The sequence below is a fragment of the Protofrankia sp. CiP1_Cm_nod3 genome (assembly GCF_982290655.1).
Map to the genome: position 1 here is coordinate 1 of NZ_CEVIVD010000188.1, position 4,438 is coordinate 4,438.

Annotated in this window: 2 protein-coding genes; one reads left to right on the forward strand and one right to left on the reverse strand. The window is 73.2% G+C overall.

The annotated features are described in order from the left end of the window. Positions 1-1,980, forward strand: a 1,980-nt coding sequence (locus AC5LUJ_RS22135; protein ID WP_493465661.1) for a putative bifunctional diguanylate cyclase/phosphodiesterase, incomplete at its 5' end; no start/stop codon positions are given. Positions 1,981-2,157: 177 nt separating this feature from the next. On the opposite strand, the gene AC5LUJ_RS22140 is transcribed toward AC5LUJ_RS22135, so the two are convergent. After that, positions 2,158-4,438: ATP-binding cassette domain-containing protein (locus AC5LUJ_RS22140; protein WP_493465662.1), on the reverse strand; the 2,281-nt coding region annotated here is incomplete at its 5' end.

The window sequence follows — 4,438 nt, forward strand, 5'->3', positions numbered from 1 at the left end:
GGTGGCGGGTACCCGTGGGGCGGGCCGGACGCCGATCCGGTGTACTCCGCCCGCGTGGCGGTTGCCGAGGCCGGCCTGCCGCTGGCCGGGGTCGTCCCCGACACCGGCCAGCGGCAGGCCCAGTGGCAGGCGCCGGACGGCACCACCCACTGGCTGGAGGTCCGGGCCCGGACTCTGATCGCCGACCGTCCCGCCGGCTCCGGGCAGCCGCCCGCCGACAGTTTCGTCCTCTACGAGATCACCGATGTCACCGGGCGGCGCCACGAGGAGGAGACGCTGCGGCTGCGCGAGCGGTGGCTGCGCCACGTCGAGACGATCGCCCGTACCGGCATCTGGGAGTGGGACCTCGTCACCAACGAGATGGAGTGGTCCGACGAGCTGCTGGCCATGCTCGGCTATCCGACGGACACCCCGGTCGACTACGACGTCTTCCGCTCGTTGGTGCACCTCGACGACCGGGCGACGGTCGAGAGCGCGTTCGACCAGGCGATCACCACCGTCACCCCGGTCGAGGTCACCCCTCGGATGTACCTGGCCGACCGGGTGACCGAGTGTGTGCTGGAATGGCGGGGGGACATCCTCACCGACGACTCCGGCACGCCGATCCGGATCATGGGTACGGCCCACGACGTCACCGAGCTGGTCCGGACACGCCACGAGCTCGCCCACGCGTCCGTGCACGAGCCGCTCACCGAGGTGCTCAACCGGCGGGCGGTGACAGCCCTGCTGACCGAGCGGCTGGCCGCCGGGGTTGACCGCACCGGCGCGCTGCTGCTGGTCGACGTCGACAACTTCAAGATCGTGAATGACCTGCGTGGCCACTCGGTCGGCGACACGGTGATGCGTTCGGTCGCCCAGCGCCTGGTGGAGACGCTCCCGGCCGCCGTCATCGGCAGGCTCGGTGACGACGAGTTCGCGGTGGTCCTGCACAGCGGTGACGGGCCGGAGGCACTGGCCGTCGCGGACACCCTGCGCGAGCAGGCCGCCCGGCACACGATCATGGTGGATGGTTTCGCGGTGCGGGTGACGGTCAGCGTCGGCGTCGTGCCGCTGTCGGCCGTGGGTGACTGCGACACCGCGCTCGCCCATGCCGGGCTCGCTCTGGCCGAGGCCAAGGACGCCGGGCGCAACTGCGCCAAGCTGTTCACTGCGGAGCGGCACGAGTACCTCACCCGCCGTGCCCTGATGGTGCAGCGGGTGAGGGACGCCCTCGACGCCGGCCTGCTGACCCTCCAGGTGCAGCCCATCGTGGACCTGGCCTCGCACGAGGTGCAGGGATACGAGGTGCTGCTGCGGCTGCACGACGGCCAGCATCCCGAGATCGGCCCGGCCGAGTTCATGAGCGTGCTCGCGCACAGCGACCTGGTCCTGAGCCTGGACCGCTGGGTGGTGCAGCAGACGGTGGCCACGCTCGCCTCCGTCGCCGCCCGAGGGGAGCGGCTGCGCCTGCACGTGAACATCTCCGGCCGGTCGGTCGAGGACACAGGCTTCGCCGACTTCGTCCTGTCCGAGCTGCGCGCAGCCCGGGTCGACCCGTCCCAGCTCGGTATCGAGATCGCCGAGAGCGTGGCGGTCGCAGCCCCGGACGCGGTGCGCCAGCTCGCCGAGGCCCTCACCGGCGCGGGCTGCCGGTTCACCCTGGACGACTTCGGGGTCGGGCTGGGCTCGTTCGTCTACCTGCGGAACCTGCCCTTCACCAACGTCAAGATAGACGGCGACTTCCTGCGGCACGTCGACACCTCCCCGGCCGACGCGGTGCTGGTGGACGCGGTGGTCCGCGTCGCCCGCTGCCTGGGCATGTACACCATCGCCGAGAGCATCGACCGGGAGTCGCTGGCACCGGCCCTGCGTGACCTCGGGGTGGACTACGCCCAGGGATTCCACCTCGGGCCGCCCCGCCCGTTGACGGAGCTGTTGCCCGGTACGTCCGAGGCGGATCCGCAGGCCCAGGAGGCCGGCCTCAACAGCTTTCTCGGCTGACGGCGGGGCGTTTCCCGGCCCGACCTGCCGGCAGGGGCAGGCGCAGGCCTGTCCTGGCCGGTAAGGAAGGGCTCCTACCGGCCAGAACAAAAGGGCTCCCGCCGGCCAGGACAGGCGCGGGCCACAGCCAGGAAGGGCTGACGGGCTGTACCGCTGACGGGCTGTACCAGGGAAGGGCTATACCAGGAAGGTCGCCACGGTCAGCCCGGCCAGGGCCGCGAGCGCCGCGGCGTCCACCCGCCGCGGGCGCGCCGGCTGATACGCGACCGCGCCGAACCCGCCACGGGCGGCGATCGCATCGGTCATCTCCGCGGCCCGGCGCAGGCAGGTGACGATCGCCGTGCACAGCAGCTCGGTGACCGATCGCGCGTGCAGCGGCAGCGCCGCGAGCCGGCCCGGCAGCCGGCGGCGGGGCGGCCGCGGCCCGACGCGCAGCCGGCGGACCGCGAGCAGCATGCGGATCTCGTCCACGAGCAGCGGCAGGCAGCGGATGGACAGCGCCACCGTCGCGACCCACTCGTCGATCGGCAGCCGCAGCCTGCGCAGTGGCGCCAGCAGTCGGCCCAGGGCGGGCGCCAGCTCCGACAGCGGTGTGGTCCATCCCAGCAGCGCGGCCGCGGCGAACATCGTCATGGACGCCGACGTCAGCCGCAGCCAGTCCAGCATGCCACCGACGGACAGCTGTACGCCACCGACGGTGACGAACGGTGCCGCGTGCGACTGGGCGGTGAGCAGCACCCCGATCAGCAGGCCGTACCAGAACCAGCGGGGCAGGCGCGGGGCGGCACCGACCGGGATCCGGGCGACGACCATGGAGACGCCGACGAACCCCGCGACCATTCCGATCACCGGCCAGGACGGCCGTACGGCGATCAGCACGCCGAGCAGCGCCATGATGATCAGTTTTGTGCCGGCCCACAGGCGGTGCACCGGGGTGCCACCGGGGATGTAGCGCAACAGGTTCGGCTCGGTACGGTGCCCGTGCCTGGCCGGCCGCCGCCGGCCGAACCGGCCCCGGCGGGAGCCGGCCGGGCCGCGGATGCTCCTGTTCCCCGATCTTCCCGACGGCGGTCGTGAGGCCACGGTCGCCGGTCCCTGCGCTGGCACGCAGCCCGGGCGTCCGGCATCGCCTACCTGCCCGTCGCCGCTACCATCACTGTCGGTATCGCTGTCACCGCTACTGCCGCTATCGGCATTGCTGTGGCCGGCACTGCCGTCGCTGCGGCCGGCATCGCCGTCGCTGTGGCCGTCGCCGGCCTGGGCTGTGCCGTTCTGGATGCAGAAAGTATCGTCACAATTACTCAAACTATCGCGATCACTAGAAGTGACGTCGAGGAGTTCGGCCTCCGTGCGGGCCCCGGCCGGCCGGGGATGGGGCAGCGGCGCGGATGGGTGACACGGTATGTCTCCGGTGGCGCCGTCGGTGAACGGTCCGTCATGCACCAGTCGCCCGGCTTCCAGGACGAGCATCCGTTCGGTCAGGCGGGCCATGTCGTCGAAGTCGTGGGAGATCACCACCAGCGTCAGGCCGGTCCGGGCGCGCAGGCTCACCAGGACATCGATCAGAATCCGCCTGGACGGGGCGTCCAGGCCCGCCAACGGCTCGTCGAGGATCATCAGCCGAGGCCGGCAGGCGATCAGCCCGGCGAGCGCGGCCCGGCGCATCTGCCCACCGGAGAGATCCTCCACCCGCCGGTCCCGGAAGAGCTCCGGGTCGAGCCCGACCGCGGCCAGGGCCTCGTCGGCGGCGGCCACGCCCACGCCGGCCGCCGCGCGCACGTCAGCGCCCACGGTGGGCGCCAGCAGCTGCAGCCGGGAGTGCTGCACGGCAAACCCGATCTCGCCGGGGCAGGCGGTCAGCGGCTGGCCGGCGAGGTGGGCCGCACCCTCCGAGGGAGTCAGCAGACCGGCGAGGACGGCGGCCAGCGTCGACTTGCCCGAGCCGTTGCGGCCGCGGACCAGCACCGCCTCACCGCTGTCCAGGCAGAAGGAGACGTCGCGCAGCGCCCGGCGGGCCCATGGTGACCGGGGCGAGTAGACCTGCCCCACCCCGTCGAGGCGGACCAGCGCGGCCGTCCGCGCGAGCCGCTGCCCGGCGGGTGCGGCCGACCCGGCCGACCCGGCTGATACGGCCGGTCTGATCGGTCTGATCGGTGAAGCCGGGGTGGCCGGCGGAGCGGGGACGGCCGGCGGGACAGCGGCGGCCGGCGGAGCCGGTGGGACGGGGATGACCGCGGGCGGATCCACCGGGGGAGTCCGGCTCGCCGCCCGCTCCAGCGGGCCGGGCGTGTCGGTCGCGGCGGGCATGCCGACCGTGCTGGCCGCGGCGTCCACGGCGGACACGGCGGGTATGCCGGATGTGACAGGCGCGCCGGGTGCGGCGGGTGCGCCGGGTGCGGCGGGTGCGGCGGGTGCGGCGGGTATGGCGGGCGTGGCGGGTCTGCTGGCCGGGCTGGAC